The organism is Xanthomonas hortorum pv. pelargonii (assembly GCF_024499015.1).
GTDB classification, from domain to species: domain Bacteria; phylum Pseudomonadota; class Gammaproteobacteria; order Xanthomonadales; family Xanthomonadaceae; genus Xanthomonas; species Xanthomonas hortorum_B.
Genome location: NZ_CP098604.1, coordinates 4,402,980 through 4,427,221, shown reverse-complemented (window position 1 = coordinate 4,427,221; position 24,242 = coordinate 4,402,980). Strand labels below are relative to the sequence as shown.

13 protein-coding genes and 1 pseudogene are annotated in these 24,242 nt (G+C 65.7%); 10 read left to right on the top strand and 4 right to left on the bottom strand.

Features of this window, described 5'->3' with window-relative positions:
* Positions 1 to 19: 19 nt before the first annotated feature.
* Positions 20 to 595: a TetR/AcrR family transcriptional regulator gene (locus NDY25_RS18925; RefSeq protein ID WP_168957317.1), complete on the bottom strand. Its 576-nt coding sequence runs from the start codon at positions 593 to 595 to the stop codon at positions 20 to 22.
* 132 nt (positions 596 to 727) lie between these two features.
* Between NDY25_RS18925 and NDY25_RS18920 the strand changes: the two genes are divergently transcribed.
* The 3 genes from NDY25_RS18920 (at position 728) to NDY25_RS18910 (ending at position 3,897) form a co-directional block, all read left to right on the top strand.
* Positions 728 to 1,810 (top strand): alkene reductase, encoded by a 1,083-nt coding sequence (locus NDY25_RS18920; RefSeq protein ID WP_168957316.1) that lies wholly within the window; start codon positions 728 to 730, stop codon positions 1,808 to 1,810.
* Positions 1,811 to 1,897: 87 nt separating this feature from the next.
* On the top strand, positions 1,898 to 2,662 hold the full coding sequence (locus tag NDY25_RS18915; RefSeq protein WP_256628014.1) for an SDR family NAD(P)-dependent oxidoreductase: 765 nt from the start codon (positions 1,898 to 1,900) through the stop codon (positions 2,660 to 2,662).
* A gap of 233 nt (positions 2,663 to 2,895) precedes the next feature.
* Complete coding sequence (locus NDY25_RS18910) at positions 2,896 to 3,897, top strand: NADP-dependent oxidoreductase (protein ID WP_168957314.1); 1,002 nt, start codon at positions 2,896 to 2,898, stop codon at positions 3,895 to 3,897.
* A 690-nt stretch (positions 3,898 to 4,587) separates the two neighbouring features.
* Here the strand turns inward: NDY25_RS18910 and NDY25_RS18905 are convergent.
* A complete protein-coding gene (locus tag NDY25_RS18905) occupies positions 4,588 to 9,597 on the bottom strand; it encodes an NAD-glutamate dehydrogenase (protein WP_168957313.1) in 5,010 nt (1,669 codons plus the stop codon).
* Between the two features lie 288 nt (positions 9,598 to 9,885).
* On the opposite strand from NDY25_RS18905, the gene NDY25_RS18900 reads away from it, so the two are divergent.
* The 3 genes and pseudogenes from NDY25_RS18900 (at position 9,886) to NDY25_RS18890 (ending at position 15,048) form a co-directional block, all read left to right on the top strand.
* A complete protein-coding gene (locus NDY25_RS18900; protein ID WP_154844708.1) occupies positions 9,886 to 10,545 on the top strand; it encodes a TetR/AcrR family transcriptional regulator in 660 nt (219 codons plus the stop codon).
* Between the two features lie 14 nt (positions 10,546 to 10,559).
* Positions 10,560 to 11,865 (top strand): annotated as a pseudogene (locus NDY25_RS18895) (efflux RND transporter periplasmic adaptor subunit).
* A gap of 12 nt (positions 11,866 to 11,877) precedes the next feature.
* On the top strand, positions 11,878 to 15,048 hold the full coding sequence (locus NDY25_RS18890) for a multidrug efflux RND transporter permease subunit (protein ID WP_251755130.1): 3,171 nt from the start codon (positions 11,878 to 11,880) through the stop codon (positions 15,046 to 15,048).
* A gap of 314 nt (positions 15,049 to 15,362) precedes the next feature.
* Here the strand turns inward: NDY25_RS18890 and NDY25_RS18885 are convergent, their stop codons facing one another.
* Positions 15,363 to 16,352, bottom strand: a complete 990-nt coding sequence (locus tag NDY25_RS18885) for a LacI family DNA-binding transcriptional regulator (protein ID WP_233366382.1) — start codon at positions 16,350 to 16,352, stop codon at positions 15,363 to 15,365.
* A gap of 163 nt (positions 16,353 to 16,515) precedes the next feature.
* On the opposite strand from NDY25_RS18885, the gene ptsP reads away from it, so the two are divergent.
* The 4 genes from ptsP (at position 16,516) to NDY25_RS18865 (ending at position 23,343) form a co-directional block, all read left to right on the top strand.
* Positions 16,516 to 19,035: a phosphoenolpyruvate--protein phosphotransferase gene (ptsP, locus tag NDY25_RS18880; RefSeq protein ID WP_168957311.1), complete on the top strand. Its 2,520-nt coding sequence runs from the start codon at positions 16,516 to 16,518 to the stop codon at positions 19,033 to 19,035.
* Complete coding sequence (gene pfkB / locus NDY25_RS18875; protein WP_168957310.1) at positions 19,032 to 19,988, top strand: 1-phosphofructokinase; 957 nt, start codon at positions 19,032 to 19,034, stop codon at positions 19,986 to 19,988. Before ptsP ends, pfkB begins: the two co-directional genes overlap by 4 nt.
* Before the next feature lie 149 nt (positions 19,989 to 20,137).
* A complete protein-coding gene (locus NDY25_RS18870; RefSeq protein ID WP_168957309.1) occupies positions 20,138 to 21,880 on the top strand; it encodes a PTS fructose transporter subunit IIC in 1,743 nt (580 codons plus the stop codon).
* Between the two features lie 185 nt (positions 21,881 to 22,065).
* Positions 22,066 to 23,343, top strand: a complete 1,278-nt coding sequence (locus NDY25_RS18865; protein ID WP_168957308.1) for a carbohydrate porin — start codon at positions 22,066 to 22,068, stop codon at positions 23,341 to 23,343.
* 237 nt (positions 23,344 to 23,580) lie between these two features.
* On the opposite strand, the gene NDY25_RS18860 is transcribed toward NDY25_RS18865, so the two are convergent.
* Positions 23,581 to 24,231: a hypothetical protein gene (locus NDY25_RS18860; protein ID WP_168957307.1), complete on the bottom strand. Its 651-nt coding sequence runs from the start codon at positions 24,229 to 24,231 to the stop codon at positions 23,581 to 23,583.
* Between the last annotated feature and the right edge of the window lie 11 nt (positions 24,232 to 24,242).

Below are 24,242 nucleotides of genomic sequence, written 5' to 3'. Positions count from 1 at the left end.
CGGGACGCGCGCGTGTCGGTTAGTTGGATGGTTGCAACGACGACAGGATCTGGTCGCGAGACACCGCGATGATTTCGTCGGCTAGTGGCGAATCGTCCGGGCACGACCGCGACAGCACGATGGCGCCGATGGCGTGCGCCATCATGTCCAGGTTGCTGGCGCGCTCAGCCGCTGCCTCGGCAGTGCCGGGCGCAGCCCCGCTGCGGTCGAGCGCAGCCAGCAGGTTTTCGACCCCGGCCGCAAACGCTTCGCGCACTTCCTCGGGCTGACGCGCGGCATCGGCGCCCAGCGCAGCCATCGTGCAACCGGTAGCGGGGCTGTCGCGGTGTCCGCGCGACAGATAGAACTTCACGAAATCCGTCTTGTCCGCGTGCTCGGTCTGCGCGGCGATGTTGGCCAGCCCGCAGGCCGCCGATTCGGCCATCAGGTCCGCTTTGGAACGGAACTGCTTATAGAAGCCGCCGTGCGTGAAGCCTGCGGCGGACATCAGATCGGCAATGCCGATCCCTTCGTAGCCACGCTCGCGAAACAGCACCGAGGCCGTCTCGACGACGTGCGCCCGGTTCGCTTGTGCCTGTGCCTTGGTCACTTTCATCGTTGGGACACTCCGTGCTTGTGCGGGACTGGGGAGAGCGGCAGCGTACATTGATGTTGCCCGTCATCAAAGTATTGACATCTTAGATTTTGATCGTAATCTTTGTCAACCACTGATTTCTGAGCACCGCCAATGACCCACTCTTCGCTGTTCGAGCCCTATGCCCTGGGCACCCTGACCCTGGCCAATCGCATCGTCATGGCCCCGCTGACCCGCAACCGGGCCGGCGCCGGCCTGGCACCTACTGCCCTGACTGCGACCTATTACGCCCAGCGCGCCTCGGCCGGCCTGCTCATCACCGAGGCCACCCAGATATCGCCGCAGGCCCAGGGCTACCAGGACACTCCCGGCCTGTACACGCCCGAGCAGATCGCCGGCTGGCGCACCGTCACCGACGCCGTGCATGCCAAGGGCGGGCGCATCTTCGTGCAGCTCTGGCATGTGGGCCGCGTGTCGCATGTCGACCTTCAGCCGGGCGGCGCGGCACCGGTCGCGCCCTCGGCCATCCGTGCGGCGACCAAGGTGTTCGTCAACAACGGCTTTGCCGATGTCTCCGAGCCGCGCGCGCTGGAGCTCGACGAACTGCCGGGCATCGTCAACGACTTCCGCCAGGCGGCGGCCAATGCGATTGCGGCCGGCTTCGACGGTGTCGAAATTCACGGTGCCAACGGCTATCTGCTGGAGCAGTTCATCAAGGACGGCGCCAATCAGCGCACCGATGCCTATGGTGGCTCGATCGAAAACCGCGCACGCCTGTTGCTGGAAGTGGTGGCCGCCGTAAGCAAGGAAATCGGCGCCGATCGCACTGGCGTGCGCCTCTCGCCGGTGTCGCCGGCAAGCGGCATTTCCGGCAGCGATCCGCAGCCGCAATACGACTACATCGCCGAGCAGCTCGATGCGCTGGGCATCGTGTATCTGCATGTGGTGGAAGGTGCGACCGGCGGCCCGCGCGATGTGGCCCCGTTCGACTATGCCTCGCTGCGCAGCAAGTTCACCCGCACGTATCTGGCCAACAACGGCTACGACCTGGAGCTGGCCAATACGCAGCTTGGCGCAGGCAACGCCGACCTGTTTGCCTTCGGCCGGCCGTTCATCAGCAACCCGGATCTGGTCGAACGTTTGCAAACCGGCGCGGCGCTGGCGCCGTTGAATCCGGCCACGCTCTACGGCGGTGGCGCCGAGGGCTACATCGATTATCCGACTCTCGCCGGCTGAGGCTTTTGCGCCTTCGCCGTTTCGTCTTTCGCCGCTCTCACCAATGTCACCAAGGAACGTTTCGCGACCACACTTCCCGCTGTTCTCATCACTGGCGCTTCCACCGGTATCGGCGCTGTCTATGCCGAGCGCTTCGCACAACGCGGCCACAATCTTGTGCTTGTCGCACGCGACAAGCCGCGCCTGGACACACTGGCGGCACGTCTGCGTGACACACATGGCGTCAACGTCGACGTGCTGCAGGCCGACCTCACCCAGCCCGCCGATCTGACCGCGGTGGAAACCCGCCTGCGCGACGATGCGCAGATCGGCATCCTGATCAACAACGCCGGCGTGGCGCAGTCCGGCGGTGTGTTGCAGCAAAGCGCAGAGTCGATCGAACGCCTGATTACGCTCAACATCACCGCGTTGACCCGGCTTGCCGCCGCCGTGGCACCGCGCTTTGCGCAGTCCGGCAACGGTGCCATCGTGAATCTCGGCTCGGTGGTGGGTCTGGCGCCCGAATTCGGCATGACCGTGTACGGCGCCACCAAGGCATTCGTGCTGTTCCTGTCGCAGGGTCTGCACCTGGAGCTGGGAGCCAAGGGTGTGTATGTGCAGGCAGTGCTGCCGGCCGGCACGCGCACCGAGATCTGGGAGCGTGCCGGTATCGACGTCAACACGCTCCCCGACTTGATGGACGTTGGCGAACTGGTCGACGCCGCGCTGGTCGGGTTCGACCGCCGCGAACTGGTCACCATCCCGCCGCTGCACGTGGCCGAGCGCTGGGATGCACTGGATGGCGCGCGCCAGGGCTTGCTGTCGGACATTCGCCAGGCGAACGCGGCCGAGCGCTATCAGCCAAGCGCCTGAGGTTTCAGCCTGTGCCATGCCTGCGTTGGTCGCCATCGCGACCAACGCAGGCATTTAGGTGAGGATTTCCGCATCTGCGTTTGTTGGCACCACTCCACAGATTCAATCGATTCAAACGCCTCACATCGCGGTCAAGCTGCACCCACCGATTTGCTAGTGCAACAGGTGAAGGCGGCCGGGACTCGCAGACGCCCAGCCACCCACACACAACGACAGCATTGGACTCGAACCACATGAAAGCACTGACCTTCAAACGCTATGGCAAGTCTCCCGACATCGGCTTCAGCGAGTTGCCGCGTCCGACAGTGAAACCCAATGAGCTGCTGGTCGAGGTGCACGCCGCCGGCGTGAACCCGATCGACAACATGATTCCCACCGGGATCTTCAAGCCCGTGGTGAAGTTCGACTTGCCCGCCACGCTGGGCAGCGACGTGGCCGGCATCGTCACCGAGGTCGGCAGCCGCGTCACCCGCTTCAAGAAAGGCGGGGCGATTTTTGCCAGCGTGTTCGATCTGGGCCACGGAACGCTCGCCGACTACGTCGCGGTCCCGGAAAGCGCCGCAGCGCTGAAGCCGGCCAACCTGGATTTTGTGCAGGCAGCCTCGGTGCCGATGGTCGCACTCACCTCCTGGCAGGCCTTGCAAGAACGCGCTGCGCTGCAGCCAGGCCAGAAGGTCTTCATTCCTGCCGGCTCCGGCGGCATCGGCACCTTTGCGATCCAGCTTGCAAAACACTTCGGCGCCAGCGTGGGCACCACCACCAGCACCGGCAACGTCGCACTGGTGAACAGACTGGGCGCAGACGAGGTGGTCGACTACAAGAAGCAGGAATTCGAGACCGTCCTGCGCGGCTACGACATCGTGCTTGGCACCATCCGCGGCGATACGATCGAAAAATCCCTCACGATTCTCAAGCCCGGCGGCAAGATCGTGTCGCTGGTCGGACCGCTGGATGCAGCCTTCGCGCGCGCACGCCGGTTGAATGTCGTGCTGCAATTCGTCTTCACCATGATGAGCCGCAAGATCATTCGTCTAGCGAACAAGCACAACGTCGCCTACACCTTTCTGTTCGTGCGCCCCGATGGCACGCAACTGGCCAAGATCGGCGAATTGCTCGAAGCCGAACGCATCCGCCCGGTCATCGACAAGGTGTTTGCGTTCGCGCAAGTGAAGGAAGCATTGGACTATCTTGCGCAGGGCCGTGCCAAGGGCAAGGTGGTCGTCAAGATCAAGTAAGAAGCCGGATGCAAATCCTTCGGCCAAGGTGCCGTACAGGAAAGCCATACAACACAAGCCGGCCTTAGCACTGTTTCAGCGATCGTGCGCAACACGTGCACATGCCGTCTCTGAGTACGGCCACACCTACCCTTCTATTCTTCGCAACGATTTGCCAGTCACTTCAACACCGTGAGATCTCGGTGGTCTTGTCGTGATTGGTCGGAGCGGATGGATCAGGTGTTGGGCGGCTTGGCTGCGGATTTGCTGCAGGGCCCTTGCTCGCCCACCATCGCGGGACACGCCGCAAGTACGTCCGTGTAGGCTCTTACGCGGCATCCATGCCGCGTAAGGTCCCGCGACGGTGGGCGGGCAAGGACCAGTCAGGATGGTCGGTGTGCATGGTTGCAAGCAGTGCAATACGCGCGTTTTTGGATGACGGCGCGTCCGATCAGCTTCTCAAAACAAGCCGAGCAACCGACAAGCTTTTAATAAAACAACCGACTGACTGTCTGGCGCGGTGCCCTCACCGATTGCGGGACCGTGTGGCGGCATGGATGCCGCCACCGAGCCTACATGGACGTACTTGCGGCGTGTCCCGCGAGCGGTGAGGACACCGCGCCCTCGACTCACCAGGAAGCGCCGCTGCCGACTGACTCCAATGAGGAGGATGACGAAGCAATCGCTCCGCCATCACCTCGCTGCACACCGTTACAACCCGTGCGCGGCCAACTGTCCGAGCCGCTGCACCGCCACCGACACAGTCGGGTAATCCAGCGTCTTCTGCTCGGCCACATCGGCGAGCATGGCCAGGGTGAAGCGCAGGCTGGAATCGTCGCGCGCCAGCCAGTTGGCCACCTTGTCCTCGGCAGTGCTGCCTGACATCGTCAGCACCTGGCCGACCAACGCGCGTTGGTGCGCAGCCAGCTCGTCGCGCAGCACGCCACGTGCCACGGCGTGCCAGCGGCCGTTGACCTCCAGCGCGTCGATCTGCTCGAACAACCACGGCAGGCGCAGCGCTTCGCCCAGGCGGAAATGCACCTTGGACACGTCCACCGGCTTGAGCTTGCGGGTGCGCGCGGTTTCGATGATGTCGAACGCCGGCTCCAGATAGCGCAGCTCGGACAACTGCTGCGCCAGTTGCGGCGGCAGTGCCTTCTCCTGCCACTCCTGCACGCTGCCTTCGTACTGCGGGCGCTGCGTATCGGAGAGCACACCGGAAGCGACACGGATGTCGTTGAACGGGCCGTGGTAACGCTCCACCGCCGCGGTGATGCCCGGCATCTGGCCCGGACGCAACAACAACCAACGCACGAACGAGCGTTGCAGGCGCCAGATCACTTCCAGTGCATCGATCTGCACCGACTCGGGCACCTTGCCGTCCAGCGCGTCGATCTGCGTCCACAGCGCGCGCGCATCCAGCGTTTCGCGGCTGATGGTGTAGGCCTTGGCGACCTCGCCGATGCTGCGGCCGGTGTCTTCCTGCATGCGCATCAGGAAGGTGGCGCCCATGCGGTTGATGGTGGTGTTGGTCACCGCGGTGGCGATGATTTCGCGCTTGAGGCGGTGCCGTTCCATCGCATCGGCGTACTTCTTCTGCAGCGGCTGCGGGAAGTAACGCTGCAATTCCTTGGACAGATACGGGTCTTCGGGGATATCCGATTCCAGCAACTGCTGGAACGCCACCAGCTTGGAATACGACAACAGCACCGACAGCTCCGGCCGCGACAAGCCCTGCCCGCGCGCCTTGCGTGCGGACAGTTCCGCATCGGAGGGCAGGAACTCGATCTGGCGATCGAGCAGGCCCTGCAGTTCCAGCGTGCGGATGAAGTGCTGCTTGGAGCCGAGGCGCTTGACGCTCATGCGCTCCATCAGGCTGATCGCCTGGTTCTGGCGATAGTTGTCCCACAGCACCAGGTCGGCCACTTCGTCGGTCATCGAGGCGAGCAGCGTATTGCGCGCGTCGTAGGTGAGCTTCTTGGCCTGCACCATGTCGTTGAGCAGGATCTTGATGTTCACCTCGTGATCGGAGGTGTCCACGCCGGCCGAGTTGTCGATGAAGTCGGTATTGAGCAGCACGCCGGTCTGCGCGGCCTCGATACGGCCGAGCTGGGTCAGGCCCAGGTTGCCGCCCTCGCCCACTACCTTGCAGCGCAACTCGCCGCCATTGACGCGCAGGCCGTTGTTGGCACGATCGCCCACATCGGCGTGCGATTCGCTGGAGGCTTTGACATAGGTGCCGATGCCGCCGTTCCAGAACAGATCCACCGGCGCCTTGAGGATGGCGTTCATCAGTTCGTTCGGCGAGAGCTGCTTGACGTTGGATTCCAGGCCCAAGGCTTCGCGCACCGGCGCGCTGATGTCGATCGACTTGAGCGTGCGCGGGTAGATGCCGCCACCGGCGCTGATCAGCTTGGCCTCGTAATCGGCCCAGCTGGAACGCGGCAGTTTGAACAAACGCTCGCGCTCGGCGAACGAGGCGGCTGCATCCGGATTGGGATCCAGGAAGATATGCCGGTGATCGAACGCGGCCAGCAGACGGATATGCCGCGACAACAGCATGCCGTTGCCGAACACGTCGCCGGACATGTCGCCGATGCCGACCACGCTGAATTCCTGGCTCTGGCAGTCGCGCCCCATCGCACGGAAGTGGCGCTTGACCGACTCCCACGCACCGCGCGCGGTAATGCCCATACCCTTGTGGTCGTAACCGACCGAGCCGCCGGAGGCGAACGCATCGCCCATCCAGAACCCGTGATTCAGCGCCAGCCCGTTGGCGATGTCGGAGAACGTGGCAGTACCCTTGTCGGCAGCGACCACCAGATACGGGTCGTCCTGGTCGTGACTCACCACCTGCGGCGGCGGCACGATCTTGCCGCCGACGATGTTGTCGGTGATATCCAGCAAACTCTGGATAAACAGCTTGTAGCAGGCGATGCCTTCGGCCTGCACGGCGTCGCGGTCGCCACCCACCGGCGAACGCTTGACGTAGAAACCGCCCTTGGCGCCGACCGGCACGATGACCGTGTTCTTGACCATCTGCGCCTTGACCAGCCCCAGCACCTCGGTGCGGAAATCCTCGCGACGGTCCGACCAACGCAGGCCGCCACGCGCCACCGCGCCAAAGCGCAGGTGCACGCCTTCCACGCGCGGGCTGTAGACGAAGATTTCGCGGTACGGACGCGGCTTGGGCAGATCCGGCACGATCGCCGAATCCAGCTTGAAGCTGATGCAGTGGCCGTGCTTGCCGCTCTTGTCAGTCTGGTAATAGTTGGTGCGCAGCGTTGCATCGATCACGTCGATGAAGCTGCGCAGGATGCGGTCCTCGTCCAGGCTGGACACGCGGTCCATCAACTTCAGCAGCGTGGCGCGGGTGGCCTCCTGCTGCGCGGCGCGGTCGCTGCCACGTGCCTGCAACACCGGCTCCAAGGCCTTGAGCGTGGCTTCGTCGCCGGCTGCGAACACCGACAGTTCCTCGCGCAGGCGTTCCTGGCCGGCGAAGATCTGCGCCTTGGTTTCCTTGCCGGTGGATGGGTCGAAGCGCGCTTCGAACAATTCCACCAACAAGCGCGCCAGCAGCGGGTAACGGGTGAACGTCGCCTCGACATAGGCCTGCGAAAACGGCACCGCAGTCTGCAACAGATACTTGCAATAGCCGCGCAGCAGCGCGACCTGGCGCCAATGCAGGCCGGCGGCCAGAATCAGACGATTGAAGCCGTCGTTTTCGGCATCGCCATTCCAGATGCGTTCGAAAGCTTCGCCAAAGCCGGCATCGGCGTGGGCGGCATTGATCTTGCCGGCGGTCGATTCGACCTCGAAATCCTGGATATACACCGGCGTGTCGCCAACTTGCAGCCGGTACGGCCGCTCGGAGATCACCCGCAGGCCCATGTTCTCCATCATCGGCATCGCATCGGACAACGGAATGTCGTCGAGCTGGCGATACAGCTTCAGGCGCAGGCCTTCGCCTGCGTCCAGACGCATGCCGTCGTCGCGGCGGATTTCCTGCAGGCTCAGATGCAGGTCGTCCGGGCCGTCCAGCGTTGCCAGATGCTCGACGTCGGACACCGCCGATTCGATCGAGGAATCTTCGATATAGCCAGCCGGCAACGCACGGCCGAAGTTGGCCGCCATGCGCAAACCATTGGCTTCGCCATGCCGCGCCACCAGCGCCTCGCGCAAGGCATCGCGCCAGTTGCGCAGCAGATGCGCCAGCCGCGATTCGAGTTCGGTGGTGTTGAATTCCAGCGCTTCGCCACTCTTGGGCCGCACGATCAGATGCAGCTGCGCCAGCGGCGACTCACCCAGCACCACGCTGGAATCGATGTATTCGCCATGCAGCGCATCTTTCAGCAAGGCTTCGATGCGCAGACGCACATCGGTGTTGAAACGCTCGCGCGGGATATACACCAGCGCGGAAATGAAGCGGCTGTACTTGTCGCGGCGTAGGAACATGCGGCTACGCACGCGCTCCTGCAGACCGAGAATGCCGATCGCGGTGCGATACAACTCTTCTTCGTTGGACTGAAACAGCTCCTCGCGCGGCAACGTCTCCAGAATGTGCCGCAGCGCCTTGCCGCTGTGGCTGCTCGGGGTCAGCCCTGACTTGCTCATCACGTATTCGTGGCGCTGACGCACCAACGGAATTTCCCACGGACGGCGGTTGTAGGCGCTGGAGGTGAACAGGCCCAGAAAGCGCTGTTCGCCGACGATGCGGCCCTTGGCATCGAACTCCAGGACGCCGATGTAATCCATGTAGCCAACACGATGCACGCGCGAGCGCGCATTGGTCTTGGTCAGGATCAGCGCGTCCTTGAGCTTGGAGGTGGTATTCAAGCCGTGCGCTGCCAGCGTGGTCACCGGGCGTGCCGGCGAGGTGTCGTGGCCGCGCATCAGGCCCAGGCCGGTTTCTTCCACCGGGGCCAGCACGTCCTGGCCGTCCTGCTTCTCGACGCGGTATTCGCGATAGCCGAAGAAGGTGAAGTGGTCGGCCGAGGCCCAGCGCAGGAATTCCTGCGCCTCGTGGCGGCTGATGTCGTCCATCGGCAGCCGCCGGGTGGCCAGGTCGTCGGCCAGCATCACCATCTTTTCGCGCATCGCAGCCCAGTCGTGCACGATCGCGCGCACTTCGGCCAGCACCTTGCGCACCGCCGCTTCCACCTTGGGCATTTCTTCGGCGGGCTGGCGGTCGATCTCCAGCACCATCAACGATTCGCTCTTGCCCTCGCCCACCGCGGTCAGCTTGCCGGCCTTGTCGCGCGCGATGCGCAGCACCGGGTGGCCGAGCACGTGCACGCCGATGCCCAGGTCCGAAAGCGTCATGCTCACCGAGTCCACCAGAAACGGCATGTCGTCGTTGACGATCTGCAACAGCGTGTGCGGCGACTCGTAACCGTGGCTCTTCAAGGTCGGGTTGAACACCCGCACGTTGACCGTGCCGGCCTTGCGCGTGCGTGCAAATTCCAGCATGTCCGCCGCCAGCGCCGCCCACTGTTCGGGCGGATGGTTGGGGAACTCGTCCTCTTCCATGCGGCGATAGAAGCCGGCTGCGAACAGCTGCACTTCGGCCTGGCGGGCCGCCGGGTAGCGCTTGCGCAATGCGGCAAACACCGGCTCCAGAACGACTGCCTGCGGTGCGCCGGCGAGCACGGGGACGGCACGTTCGGCGACCGGCTTGGTCGGCGTCGTGGACGATTTCGAAGCGGCTTTCTTGGCTGTCATGAGAGAGCTGGGATGCTCGGTGGAAAACCTGAATTGTACCGATGCGCGATGACGACGCCTTGCTGCATAGCGCAAATCCTCAGCCGTCAGTCGGCGCGCGCAGGCTGCAAAAGCATTACCGCTGTGTAGTTTCCCCGCAGAGGTGCGATGCGTGCTGGCGCAGGTGGCGGCTGGACCGCCAGATCCGGCAAAGTTCGGTCAGGTGCTTGTCGCATAAGGACTTGTGCAGACCAAACTGCGACCGTCAAGTCTTTTTAAAAACTAAACTGGACGGTATAGTCTACCGCCATGACCCCCCGTTCTCACCGTGCTGCCCGGCGCTCGGACTGCGATCGCCGCATCCATGCGGCTGTGCATGCGCTGCTCGCCGAGCGCGGCATGCGGCTGAGCATGGACGCGGTGGCCGAGCGTGCCGGCTGCTCCAAGCAGACGCTCTATAGTTATTACGGTTGTAAAGAAAACCTGCTGCGCGATGTCCTTCAGGACCATGTGCATCTGGCCACGGTGCCGCTGGGTACCGCCTCGGGCGAGTTGCGCGAGGATCTGCTGGCCTTCGCGCTGGCCCATCTGGATCGCCTGAACCGCCCCGATGTGGTACAGACCTGTCGGTTGGTGGAAGCCGAGTCGCATCGGTTTCCCGATCAGTCGCAGCAGATCTTCCATGACGGGGTGGTCGGCATGCAGCAGCGCCTGGCGCATCGCTTCGAGCAGGCGATGGATGCCGGCCAGCTGCGCCATGACGATCCGCACTTCATGGCCGAACTGCTGTTGAGCATGATCGTCGGTCTGGATTTCGATCGGCAACGCTTTCAGGTTCCCCATCGCGCCGGCCTCCCCGCCAGGCAGCAGTGGGCGCACTTCGCTGTCGACACCTTCCTGCGCGCGTTCGCCGCGGCCGCTGCCACGCCTTCGCTGTCCCCGCTTTCCTTTCTCGCTTCAAGACCCTAACGGAGTTCCTCCTGATGATTGCCCCGCTCCGCACACTCGGCCTGGCCTGTGCCATCACCGTGGCGCTCGCTGCCTGCAGCAAGCCCGAACAACAACAGGCGCCGCCGCCGCCGGAAGTGTCGGTGCTGGAAATGCAGCCGCAGACCTTGCCGCTGGAACGCGACCTGGTGGGCCGCCTGTCGGCGTACCGCTCGGCCGACGTGCGTGCGCGCGTGGACGGTGTGGTGCTCAAGCGCCTGTACACCGAAGGCACCGACGTCAAGGAAGGCCAGCGCTTGTTCGAAATCGACCCGATGCCGCTGCGCGCCACGCTGCTGCAGGCCCAGGGCCAGCTGGCCGCCGCCGAGGCGACCTATGCCAACGCCCAGATCGCCGCCAAGCGCGCGCGCAGCCTGGCACCGCAGCAGTACGTCTCGCGTGCCGATATCGACAACGCCGAAGCCACCGAGCGCTCGGCCGGCGCCAGCGTGCAGCAGGCGCGCGGTCTGGTCGAGTCCGCCCGCATCCAGCTCAGCTTCGCCAGCGTCACCTCGCCGATCACCGGCCGCGCCGGCATTCAGCGCGTCACCGAAGGTGCGCTGGTCGGCTCCGGTGAAGCGACCTTGCTGACCACGGTCGACCAGATCGACCCGCTGTACGTGAATTTTGCGATGAGCAGCGAAGAACTGGCCGCACTACGCCAGGCGCAGAGCAGCGGCAATGTGCAGCTCAGCGGCGATGGCAAATCCACCATCAATGTGGAATTGGGCAACGGCACGCAGTATCCGCATCCGGGTACCTTGGACGTCTCGGCGGTCACGGTCGACCCGAGCACCGGTGCGGTGTCGCTGCGTGCGACCCTGCCCAATCCGGAGCAGGCACTGTTGCCGGGTGCGTTCGTGACCTTCAAGGCCAGCCTGGGCCAGCGCAACAACGCGTATCTGGTCCCGCAGCAGGGCTTGCAACGTGACGCCCTGGGCGCCTTCGTGCTGGTGCTGGGCAAGGACGGCAAGGTGGCGCGCAAGAACCTCACCGTCGATGGCCAGCAAAAGGGCCAGTGGATCGTCACCGGCGGCGTGGCCCCCGGCGACCAGGTCATCGTCGATGGCGTGCAGAAGGCGAAGGAAGGCCAGCCGGCCAAGGGCGTAGCGTGGAATCCGAACAAGCCGGCGCAAGGCGGCCAGCCAGGTGCGCCAGGCGCGGCTCCGGCCGCAGCGCAGGGCGGCGACGCACGGCCGCCCGGCAGCCGACAAGGCCGATGCAGCCGCACCCGCGGCGCAGCAGCAGCCCAAGCCGGATGCGGCGGCGCAGCCGGCCGACTCCCAGTCCAAGCAGCAGTGACGGAAACCGGACATGCCTAAGTTTTTTATTGAACACCCGATCTTTGCCTGGGTGGTGGCGATCCTGATCTCGCTTGCGGGCGTGATCTCGATCCTGAATCTGGGTATCGAGTCGTACCCCACGATCGCCCCGCCGCAGGTCACTGTCACCGCCAACTTCCCCGGCGCCAGCGCCGATACCTCCGAGAAGGCGGTGACCCAGGTCATCGAGCAGCAGCTCACCGGTATCGACCACCTGCTGTACTTCAACTCGTCCTCGGCCGCCAATGGCCGCGTCACCATCACCCTGACCTTCGAAACCGGCACCGACCCGGATATCGCGCAGGTGCAGGTGCAGAACAAGGTGTCGCTGGCCACGCCGCGTCTGCCCTCGGAAGTCACCCAGCAGGGTGTGGTGGTGGCCAAAGCCAACGCCGGCTTCCTGATGGTGGCCGCGCTGCGCTCGGACAACCCGTCGATCAACCGCGATGCGCTCAACGACATCGTCGGTTCGCGCGTGCTCGAGCAGATCTCGCGCGTGCCCGGCGTGGGCAGCACCAACCAGTTCGGCGCCGAGTACGCGATGAACATCTGGTTGAACCCGGAGAAGCTGCAGGGCTACAACCTGTCGGCCACCCAGGTGCTGACCGCGGTGCGTAACCAGAACGTGCAGTTCGCTGCCGGTTCGGTCGGCGCCGACCCGACCCCGGAAGGCATCAGCTTCACCGCCACCGTCTCGGCGGAAGGCCGCTTCAGCTCGCCGGACCAGTTCGAAAACATCATCCTGCGCACCGACAACAACGGTGCCACGGTGCGCTTGAAGGATGTCGCACGCGTCACCGTGGGGCCGAGCAACTACGGCTTCGACACCCAGTACAACGGCAAGCCCACCGGTGCGTTCGGTATCCAGCTGTTGCCGGGCGCCAACGCACTGAATGTGTCCGAAGCGGTCGGTGCCAAGCTCGACGAACTGCAGCCGACCTTCCCGCAGGGCGTGACCTGGTTTGCGCCGTACGAGTCGACCACCTTCGTGCGCATTTCCATTGAGGAAGTGATCCATACGCTGGTGGAAGCCATCGTGCTGGTGTTCCTGGTGATGCTGCTGTTCCTGCAGAACTTCCGCGCCACCGTGATTCCCACGCTGGTGATTCCGGTCGCGCTGCTGGGCACGTTCTTCGGCATGTACATGATCGGCTTCACCATCAACCAGCTGACGCTGTTTGCGATGGTGCTGGCGATCGGCATCGTGGTGGATGACGCGATCGTGGTGATCGAGAACGTCGAACGCATCATGAGCGAGGAACATCTGGAGCCGAAGGCGGCCACGCAGAAGGCGATGACCCAGATCACCGGCGCGGTGGTGGCCATCACCGTAGTGCTGGCAGCGGTGTTCATTCCCTCCTCGCTGCAACCCGGCGCCTCGGGCGCGATCTACAAGCAGTTCGCGCTGACCATCGCCATGTCGATGGGTTTCTCCGCATTCCTGGCGTTGAGCTTCACCCCGGCGCTGTGCGGCGCGTTCCTCAAGTCGACCCATTCGACCAAGAAGAACTGGATCTACCGCACCTTCGACAAGTACTACGACAAGCTGGCGCATCGCTATGTGGGCGTGGTCGGCAATACCCTGAAGCACTCGCCACCGTGGATGATCGTGTTCGTGGTGCTGGTGGTGCTGTGCGGCTTCCTGTTTACGCGCATGCCGGGCAGCTTCCTGCCGGAAGAAGATCAGGGCTTTGCGTTGGCCATCGTGCAGTTGCCGCCGGGCGCCACCAAGATCCGGACCAACGAGACCTTTGCGCAGATGCGTGCGGTCCTGGAGAAGCAGCCGGCCGTGGAGGGCATGCTGCAGATCGCCGGCTTCAGCTTCCTGGGCTCGGGCGAAAACGTGGGTATGGGCTTCATCCGGCTCAAGCCGTGGGAAGAGCGCGATGTGACTGCAGAGGAGCTGATCAAGCAGCTCAACGGCATGTTCTACGGCATCAAGGGCGCGCAGATCTTTGTGGTCAACCTGCCCACCGTGCAGGGCCTGGGCCAGTTCGGCGGCTTCGACATGTGGCTGCAGGACCGCTCCGGCGCAGGCCAGCAAGCCCTGACCCAGGCGCGCAATATCGTGCTGGGCAAGGCGGCGGAAAAGCAGGACACCATGGTGGGCGTACGCCCGAACGGCCTGGAAGATGCGCCGCAGCTGCAGCTGTCGGTGGACCGTGTGCAGGCGCAGTCGATGGGCCTGGAAGTCAGCGATATCTACAGCTCGATCCAGCTGATGCTGGCGCCTGTGTACATCAACGACTACTTCTCCGAAGGCCGCATCAAGCGCGTCAACATCCGTGCCGACGACCAGTTCCGTACCGGTCCCGAGTCGCTGCGCAGCTTCTTCAGCCCCAGTGCGACAGCCGTCGGTGCCGATGGGCAGCCGGGAATGATTCCGCTGAGCAATGTGGTCAAGGCCGATTGGACCTACGCCTCGCCGGCACTGAACCGCTACAACGGCTATTCGGCGGTAAACATCGTCGGCAACCCGGCTCCGGGCGGCAGTTCCGGCCAGGCGATGACCGCGATGGAGGAGATCGTCAACAACGATCTGCCGCCAGGCTTCGGCTTCGACTGGAGCGGCATGTCGTACCAGGAAATCATCGCCGGTAACGCGGCCACGCTGTTGCTCGCGTTGTCGGTGGTGGTGGTGTTCCTGTGCCTGGCCGCACTGTACGAAAGCTGGTCGATTCCGGTGGCGGTGCTGATGGTGGTGCCGATCGGTGTGCTGGGTGCGATCGTCTTCTCGATGCTGCGTGGCCTGCCCAACGATCTGTATTTCAAGATCGGCATGATCACCGTGATCGGCCTGGCGGCGAAGAACGCGATCCTGATCGTGGAGTTCGCAGTGGAGCAGCGTGCGGCGGGCAAGACCCTGCGCGATGCGACGATGGAAGCGGCACACCTGCGCTTCCGCCCGATTCTGATGACCTCGTTCGCCTTCATCCTGGGCGTGCTGCCGCTGGCCATTTCGACCGGTGCCGGCGCCAACTCGCGTCACTCCATCGGTACCGGCGTGATCGGCGGCATGGTGTTCGCCACCGTGCTCGGCGTGATCTTCATCCCGCTGTTCTTCGTGGTGGTGCGCCGCATGCTGGGCGACAAGCTGGACGAGCAATCCAAGGAATACGTCGCGGCACAAGGCGACGCTGGAAGTCATCGACCGGATCGTTGATCCCAGACATGGCGTAAAACAAAAGCCCCGGCAGTGCCGGGGCTTTTTGGTTGCGCTCCAGCAATGTCTCGTAGGAGCGCACCCGGGCGCGACGGGCTTTACCGGTAACACGCATCGCGCCCGGGTGCGCTCCTACGGGGTGGCGGGATTGGTGTCATGGCGCGCCCAGGCAAGACCCGCACCACGTGCCGGCTGTTGACCAACACGCACAGCGCGGTCTGCGACAAACCCCACGCCGTTGTAGGAGCGCCCTTGGGCGCGATGGGCTCTACCGGTAGAGCCCATCGCGCCCAAGGGCGCTCCTACAACGGCGGCTAGGCGCGCCTGCGGGCGCCGGTGGAGCCACGCACCACGCAGCGGCCGGTCATCACAAGGCGGCGAATCGGCAACTGCGGCGATTTGAGCCGTTCCAGCAGCAGCGACATGGCCGCGCGGCCCATGTCCTCGACCGGCTGCTCGACCACGGTGATGCCTGGCTCGACCAGATCGGTCCAGCGCTCGTTGTCGAAGCCGGCCAGGGCCAGATCATCGGGAATGCGCAAGCCGGCGGTGCGGGCGGCCTTGAGCGCGCCCATCAACAGCAGGCTGTTACTGGTGACGATGGCTTCGGGCCTGTCTGCGCTGGCCAGCCATTGGCCGACTGCGGCAATCGCCGCTTCGGCGGTGGGCGCCACTTCGCGGTACGCAGGCGTCAGCCCTTGCGCGCCCATCGCGGCCAGATAGCCGTTGCGGCGCTCGGCCGCAGTGGTGCTGGTGCCGAACAGCCCGCCGATGCGTTCATAGCCCTGCGCCTGCAGATGCGCGACCAGTTCGCCCATCGCTGCTGCGTTATCCAGCACCACGCTGTCGTAGCGGCTGCCGGGGCCGGCGCGGTCCACCAGCACGGTCGGGTAATCCAGCGCGAGTTCGTGCATGCGCCCCACCGTGACCCGGGTCGGGGCGAAGATCAGCCCGGTGATGCGTTCTTCCTGCATCAGTTGCAGGTACAGCGCCTCGCGCTCGGGGTCTTCGTCGGTATTGCACAGGGTCACGCGCATGCCGGCGCGATAGGCGACCTCTTCCACCGCGCGGATCAGCGCGGTGAAGTACGGGTTGCGGATATCGGCCACGATCACCCCCAGGATGCCGGACTGCTGGGAGCGCAAGCGCCGCGCCATCAGGTTGGGCCGGTAACCGGTCTGGCGCACCGCCGCCTCGACCTTGGCACGCACCTCATCGCTCACTGGTCCGGTGCCCAGCGCGCGCGAGACGGTGGATTTGGACACTCCGGCCACCCGGGCCACGTCGTTGATACTGATACTCACTGGGACCGTTCCCGCTCCATTTGGCGCACCTTGACCCAGGCGCTGCGTCGGATTCGATGCTAACCCGAAAGCACTACAGCGCTTTTGTGCAGTGCACATTGACCTAAGTGTGGGAACGTTCCCACACTACTGCCCAGCCCGTTCCTACTCCCCGGAGTCCGTCTTGTCCTCTCCGTCGCCTGTCGCTCCCGTCACTCCCGAACTCGTGCGCCTGCGCGCGCATGCCCGCGACAAGGACGACGCCATTGCCCAGGCCGCCCAGTTGCTGGTCGCCGCCGGCTGCGTTGCGCCGGGCTACGACGCCAGCATGCGGCGCCGCGAAGGCCTGGCCAATACCTTCCTCGGCCACGGACTGGCGATCCCGCACGGCGTGGGCGAAGACCGCCATCTGGTGCGCCGCGACGGTATCGCGGTGCTGCAGTTGCCTGAAGGCGTGGAATGGAACCCCGGCCAGATCACCCGGCTGGTGGTGGGCATCGCCGCCCAGTCCGACACCCACATCACCCTGCTGCGCCGCCTGACCCGCTTGATCCAGGACCCGGCCCAGCTGGAAGCGCTGTTCACCACCGACGACCCCGGCGTGATTGTGGCCGCGCTCACCGGCGACCGCGCGCCCGACACCAGCGCCGCGCCGGCCACCGATCTGGCTGAAAAATTTGACTGGACCATCGCCTACCCCAGCGGCCTGCATGCACGCCCGGCGACCCGGTGGGCCGAGACCGCACGCGGCTTCTCTGCGCGTGCGCAAGTGCGTGCCGGCGAGCAGGCGGCCGATGCCAAGAGCCTGGTCGGCCTGTTGCAGCTCGGTCTGCGTGCCGGCGACAGCATCACCGTCTCGGCCGAAGGCAGCGATGCAGGCGCGTTGCTCAAGCGCCTGCGTGCGGTGATGGACAGCCTGACCGCGCAGGAAAAAGCCGATGCCGAACGTGCCGCGCAACGCCGCGCCGCGCCGGTGGTGGGCTGGACGCCCCCGCAGGCGCAGCCGGCCATCGTCGGCATCGGCGCCAGCCCGGGCGTGGCGATCGGCATCGTGCATCGCCTGCGCGCGGCGCAGACCGAAGTCGCCGATCAACCGGTGGGCCTGGGCGATGGCGGCGCATTGCTGCACGACGCGCTGACCCGCACCCGCCAGCAGCTGGCGGCGATCCAGGACGACACCCAGCGCCGGCTCGGGGCCTCGGACGCGGCGATCTTCAAGGCCCAGGCCGAGCTGCTCAACGACACCGACCTGATCACCCGCACCTGCCAGCTGATGGTCGAAGGCCACGGCGTGGCGTGGTCGTGGCATCAGGCGGTGGAACAAATCGCCTCCGGCCTGGCCGCACTCGGCAACCCGGTGCTGGCCGGCCGTGCGGCCGATCTGCGCGATGTCGGCCGCCGCGTACTGGCCCAGCTGGACCCGGCCGCCGCCGGCGCCGGCCTCACCGACCTGCCCGACCAGCCCTGCATCCTGCTCGCCAGCGATCTGTCGCCGTCGGACACCGCCAACCTGGACACCGCGCGCGTGCTCGGCCTGGCCACCGCGCAAGGCGGGCCAACCTCGCATACCGCAATCCTGTCGCGCACGCTCGGCCTGCCGGCGCTGGTCGCGGCCGGCGGCCAGTTGCTGGATATCGAAGACGGCGTCACCGCCATCATCGACGGCAGTAGCGGGCGGCTGTACATCAACCCGTCCGAGCTGGATCTGGACGCGGCCCGTACGCACATCGCCGAGCAGCAGGCGATCCGCGAGCGTGAGGCCGCCCAGCGCGCCTTGCCGGCAGAAACCACCGACGGCCACCACATCGACATCGGCGCCAACGTCAACCTGCCCGACCAGGTCGCGATGGCGCTGGCCCAGGGCGCGGAAGGCGTCGGCCTGATGCGCACCGAGTTCCTGTTCCTGGAGAGCGGCCGCACACCCAGCGAAGACGAGCAGCACGCCACCTACCTGGCGATGGCGCAGGCACTGGAAGGCCGCCCGCTGATCGTGCGTGCGTTGGACATCGGCGGCGACAAGCAGGTGGCGCACCTGGAACTGCCGCACGAAGAAAACCCGTTCCTGGGCGTGCGCGGTGCGCGCCTGCTACTGCGTCGCCCCGACCTGCTCGAACCGCAACTGCGTGCGCTGTACCGCGCCGCCAAGGACGGGGCGCGGCTGTCGATCATGTTCCCGATGATCACCTCGGTGCCGGAGCTGATCACGCTGCGCGAGATCTGCGCACGCATCCGCGCCGAACTCGACGCGCCCGAGGTCCCGATCGGCATCATGATCGAAGTGCCCGCCGCCGCCGCGCAGGCCGACGTGCTGGCACGCCATGCAGACTTCTTCTCCATCGGCACCAACGACCTGACCCAATACGTGCTGGCGATCGACCGCCAGAACCCCGAGCTCGCCGCCGAAGCCGACAGCCTGCACCCGGCGGTGCTGCGCATGATCCGCAGCACGATTGAGGGCGCGCGCAAGCACGACCGCTGGGTCGGCGTATGCGGTGGTCTGGCCGGCGACCCGTTCGGCGCCAGCCTGCTGGCCGGGTTGGGCGTGCAGGAACTGTCGATGACACCCAACGACATCCCGGCGGTCAAGGCACGCCTGCGCGGCACCGCGCTGAGCACCTTGCAACAGCTGGCCGAGCAGGCGCTGGACTGCGAAACCGCAGAGCAGGTGCGCGCGCTTGAAGTCAAACGCGAGGACCGGGCATGAGCCTGCACGCCATCACCGTCACGCTGAATCCGGCGATCGACCAGACCATCCAGCTCGAGCACTTGCAGCCCGGCGCGGTGCATCGCGCCAGCAGCGTGCGCAACGACGCCGGCGGCAAGGGCATCAACGTGGCCGCCTGCCTGGCCGATTGGGGCACTGAGGTTGCCGCGCTCGGCGTGCTCGGGGCAGGCAATGCCGGCGTGTTCGAGGCGCTGTTCCGCGAACGCGGCATTACCGATCACTGCCAACGCGTGGCCGGCGAGACCCGCACCAATCTCAAGCTGGTCGAAGCGCGCAACAACGACACCACCGACATCAACCTGCCCGGCCTGCGCCTGGGCCAGCCGCATCTGCAGGGCGTGGCCGATCAGCTCGCCCCGCTGCTGCGCCCCGGCCTGCCGGTGGTGTTGTCCGGCAGCCTGCCGGCCGGCCTGCCGGACGACAGCTGGGCGCAGTTGCAAGCGCAGGCCAGCGCCGCCGGCGCACGCGTACTGCTGGATACCAGTGGTGCGCCGCTGGTGGCCGCACTCAATGCCGCACGCGAAGCGCTGCCTTACGCAGTCAAGCCGAACCGGCACGAACTCGAAGCCTGGACCGGCCGCCCGCTGAGCGATCGCGCCGCGCTCAGCGCCGCCGCGCACGAATTGATCGCACGCGGTATCCAGCTGGTCGTCATCTCGATGGGCACCGAAGGCGCCTTGTTCGTGCAGCGCGACCAGCGCCTGATTGCGCGGCCGCCGCGGCTGGCGCAGGGCAGCAGCGTTGGCGCCGGTGACGCGATGGTGGCCGGCCTGGCCGCCGCGCTGCTGGATGCGGCCACCGATCTGGAGCAGTGCGCGCGTCTGGCCACGGCGTTTTCGATGTGCCGGCTGGAAAGCGGCGACGCGCGCAGGCTCAGCGCCGACGGCGTGCGCCGCGCTGCGGCCGACGTCGTGATCGAGACGCTGTCGTGAGCGCTGCCTTGCACTTGCCGGCGACCGGCACGCAGGTCTGCGCGCGTCATTCCGGCTGCCGTCATTCCGGCACGCGTCACCCGCACGCGTAACGCCCACATTCCCCCCGCCGGCCTCACCGGCGACCGCAATACAGCAGGAGTTTTGCCATGTCCTCTTCCATCGTGGTCATCGCCGCCGGCGAACGCAGTACCGAAGCCGTTCTGGCGGCCGAAGCGCTGCGCCGCGCGGCCACCGCCGCCGGGCGCAGCGTGACGATCGAAATCCGCAGCGACCAGGGCGTGCTCGGCGCATTGCCGACCGAGCTGACCAACAGCGCCGCGCACGTCCTGATCGTCGGCGATGCCGATGCCGACACCGCGCGTTTCGGCGACGCGCAACTGCTGCATCTGAGCCTGGGCGCGGTACTGGACGACCCGGCCGCCGCCGTCAGCCAGCTCGCTGCCACCACCGCACCAGCCAGTACATCGGCAACGACCGACGCATCCGGCGCAGGCAGCAAGCGCATCGTCGCCATTACCTCCTGCCCCACCGGCATCGCGCACACCTTCATGGCCGCCGAAGGCCTGCAACAAGCGGCCAAGAAACTCGGCTACCAGATGCGCGTGGAAACCCAGGGCTCGGTGGGCGCGCAGGACGCATTGACCGACGAGGAAATCCGCGCGGCCGACGTGGTCATCATCGCCGCCGACCGCGAAGTGGACCTGGCCCGTTTCGGCGGCAAGCGGCTGTTCAAGAGCGGTACCAAGCCGGCCATCAACGATGGCCCGGCGCTGATCCAGAAGGCCTTGGCCGAGGCCGGCGTGCATGGCGGCGCAGCTCCGGTTGCGGGCGCCAGCGCCACATCGGACGCCAAGGGCAATGCCCGCACCGGTGCCTACAAGCACCTGATGACCGGCGTGTCGTTCATGCTGCCGTTCGTCACTGCCGGCGGCTTGTTGATCGCGCTGGCGTTTGCGCTGGGCGGCATCTACGCCGGCGACGACGCGCACCAGGGCACGCTGGCCTGGTCGTTGTTCCAGATCGGCGCCAAGGCCGGCTTCACCTTGATGGTGCCGGCCCTGGCCGGCTACATCGCCTACTCCATCGCCGACCGCCCCGGCATCGCGCCGGGCATGATCGGCGGGCTGGTCGCGGCCAATCTCAATGCCGGTTTCCTCGGCGGCATCATTGCCGGCTTCATCGCCGGCTACGGTGTGGCCGCGCTCAACCGGTACATCCGCCTGCCGCGCAATCTAGAAGGGCTCAAGCCGGTGCTGATCCTGCCGGTGCTGGGGACGCTGCTGGTGGGCCTGGCGATGATGTACGTGTTCGGCCAACCGGTGGCCGACCTGCTGGCCTGGCTCACCGCCTGGCTGCGCGGCATGCAGGGCAGCAGCGCGTTGCTGCTGGGCCTGTTGCTCGGCGGCATGATGGCCTTCGACATGGGCGGGCCGGTCAACAAGGCCGCCTATGCGTTCTCCACCGGCCTGATCGCCAGCCAGGTCTACACCCCGATGGCGGCCGCCATGGTGGCCGGCATGACCCCGCCGCTGGGGATCGCGCTGGCCACCTGGGTGTTCCGCAACCGCTTCACCGCCGAAGAACGCGGCTCGGCCACCGCTGCCGGCGTGCTCGGGCTGGCCTTCGTCACCGAAGGCGCCATCCCGTATGCCGCACGCGACCCGCTGCGCACCATCCCGGCGCTGGTGATCGGCTCGGCCGTGGCCGGCGCCATTTCGATGACCGCCGGTGCCGAGTTGAAGGCACCGCATGGCGGCATCTTCGTGCTGCTGATTCCCAACGCAGTGACCCACCTGCTCAATTACGTGCTGGCCCTGGTGGTCGGCGTGGTGGTCACCGCCGTGGCGCTGCGCCTGCTCAAGAAGCCGGTGGCCGACGTCGTCGCCTGACGTTCGGCCGCCCTGCCCCGACCGATTCCACACCGCGCATCCGGCGCATCTGATCGCTGATCTGCGTCACCCCTGACTGGTTTCACCGCTGCGCTGCGCACCTTCGTGCGCGGCCAGCGGCTTGCCCATCCCTTAGCTGTCGCGTCCGCCTTCTCGGCCACGCCCTCTTTGTTCGGAGTCCTGCCATGACCGCCCTCGCCCCCCGCCATGCCCGTCCCCGCCTGCTGTGCCTGTCGCTGGCACTGGCGCTGACCCCGCTCGCCTACGCGCAGGATGCCGCCGATGCCTTCAAGCTCAAGCTGGGTTACACCGGCGAAGCGGCCTCGATGATCGACGGCGGCCGCAAGAACGGCGACGCCTACGCAGGCCAGCTGATGGTCGGCACCGACGTCGACATGGACCGCCTGTTCGGCTGGGGCGGCGCCACCGTTAAGCTGTACGTCTCCAACCGACACGGCACCAACCTGTCCAACAGCAGCATCGGCAACAGCACCTCGGTGCAGGAAATCTACGGCGGCCAGGGCACGCGGCTGGCCAACTTCACCCTGCTGCAAAAACTCTTCGATGACCGCCTGGAACTGGAAGCCGGCCGCAGCGTGGCCAACATCCACTTCCTCGGCTCGGACCTGTGCCAGTACTTCCAGGGCAACTCGGCCTGCGGCAACCCCACCTTCGTGTTCCGCACCAGCAACTTCACCTATTGGCCGGTCTCCAGCTGGGCCGCGCACGCCACCGCCTGGGTCACGCCCAAGGTCTATGTGCATGTGGGCGCCTATGAAGTGAACCCGGTGCAGGCCCAGGACGGCCAGCACGGCCTGAAGTGGAGCACCGACGACACCACCGGCGTGGTGGTGCCGTACGCGGTTGGCTACAAGAACAAGGGCGGCGACGGCAGCATGGCCGCGATGTACGAACTCGGCGGCTGGCAGGACAACTCCGACTACACCGACCCGCTGCGCGACCGCAACGGCAACCCCGCCGTGCTCAGCGGGTTGGACTATGAAAACAAACAGGGGCGCTCGGGCCTGTTCGGCCGCTTCGAGCAGCAGGTCACCAACCCGGACCCGTCCGGCACCCAGGGCCTGACCGTCTTCGCAGCCATCCTCAAGAGCACCGGCGGCCAGGCCATCGAAGACCACTTCGTGCAGCTCGGCCTAGTGCAGAAAGGCACCTTCGCCAGCCGCCCGCAGGACAACATCGCCTTCGTGATCACCCAGCAGAAGTACAGCGACGAGGCGATCGAAAACCTGCGCCTGGCGCGCGCCTCGGCCGGCGGCACCGGCACCCCGGCCGACAACCAGATCATGATGGAGCTCAGCTACGGCATCCAGGTCACCAAGCGCCTGCGCATCGCGCCGAACCTGCATTACGTGATCAACCCAGACCAGTTCAACGAGCCGACACGCACCAACGATCTGAAGAATGCGCTGATTGCAGGCATGCGGATCGACTGGAACTTGTGACCCGTCGAGAAGCTGCGCGCGTTGCGCGCATCATTGGCGGGCACCACCGCCTGAAGTGAGTGGCGGGTGCGTTGCATCTGACTGCAGTGCAACGCATGGCGTCGACTCGGTTGGCCTGGGCATTTGCCGGTAGCCGACGGAGTTCGATGAGCCGCGTAGTCGCGCGACCGCACGCGATGTGGCTTTTTCGGCCGCCCCTGTCGCGCGCAAGCCAGTCACTGTAATGACGACGTCGCATCATTGCGAATCTGATGTCGCACGCAGATTGATCGCTCTGTATTGCCTTTGGTTGCCGTAACGCGGCCCATTCTTCTCCAAGGTGGCACAGAGCCGGCCTTCGCCACAGGGAGCTAGGTCGGCACGCGACACGCGATCCAGGTAGTCGATGGAAGCTCGAAGCTGTGCGAGTTCGGTTCGCTTTTCGTTGATGATGCCAACCGAGTAGGCCACCGCCCCCAGCCCTAGCACGCCCGCCACGAGCATCGTGGCGGATGCGATTCCCATGCGGCGTGTGATCCGTGTCTCCAACGTCTGCTGCGCTTGCGCGTAACGCCGGGTGGCCTGTTGCAACGTCTCGTCCGCCGTGGCCATTTCTTTGTTGAATCGCTTGGCGGCTGGCTCCAGCGTCTGCGTCAACGCCTGATTGGTCAGCTGCGTCAGCCTCGGCAATGCATTCTCAAGCACCCGGTTGACCTTGGCATCGGCGCTGCTGGCCGCGCGTTGCAGCACTTGGAGTTGCTCGGCGACCACATCGCGCAACCGTTGTTCGCGCTGCTGCATGGATGCCATCAGCGTCGTCAGCACCGTGATGGTCTCTTGCAAAGACGCATTGGATGCGTTCAACGTCGCCATCATTTCCGCCATTGCGGCAGCGTCTTGCCTGTCCATGAGGTCTCCTA